A 523-nucleotide genomic window follows, 5' to 3' on the forward strand; every position below is an offset into this window, starting at 1 on the left:
CCGGCGATCCAGGCCTTGGCCGCGTCGAACGTCCCCGTGGGGATGGTCATCGCCAGGTGCAGGACTCCGGTCATCTCCGGCAGTTCGCGGAACACGAGGAGCGTCGACCCCACCACGACGCGCACCGTGGCGTCGACGATCTCGACCGGACACCCCAGTCGTTCGTAGAACCGGGCGGTGTCGGCGAGCGATCGGGTGGCGAGCTGTACCTGTCGGATGTCCATGTCCTCATCGGACCATCTCAACCATTGTTGAGGTCAAGCACCCGGTTGTTGGACGCCGTCCAGAAACTGTCGTACGCTCGCCGCATGCCGGAACTCGAGATCGTCCGCCACCACGGCCTGCTCGACTACGCGGACGGCCTCGCCCTGCAGCGGGACCTGCACGCCGACGTCGTCGCCGGCCGCTCCCCCGGGGCCCTCGTCCTCTGCGAGCACCCGTCCGTGTACACCGCCGGACGCCGCACCGAACCGTCCGACCTGCCGACGAACGGCGCCCCGGTCGTCGACACCGACCGTGGTGG

The 523-nt window shown here is 69.0% G+C and carries 1 protein-coding gene and 1 pseudogene; one reads left to right on the plus strand and one right to left on the minus strand.

Features of this window, described 5'->3' with window-relative positions; genetic code table 11:
- Positions 1-224 (minus strand): hypothetical protein (locus BIU91_RS19010; protein WP_216099675.1); only part of this gene is annotated, 224 nt, incomplete at its 3' end.
- 84 nt (positions 225-308) lie between these two features.
- On the opposite strand from BIU91_RS19010, the pseudogene BIU91_RS15050 reads away from it, so the two are divergent.
- Positions 309-523: pseudogene (locus tag BIU91_RS15050) on the plus strand (lipoate--protein ligase B); the annotation flags it as partial.

The sequence above is a fragment of the Curtobacterium sp. MMLR14_002 genome (assembly GCF_001864975.1).
In the GTDB taxonomy this organism is placed as follows: Bacteria; Actinomycetota; Actinomycetes; order Actinomycetales; family Microbacteriaceae; genus Curtobacterium; species Curtobacterium flaccumfaciens.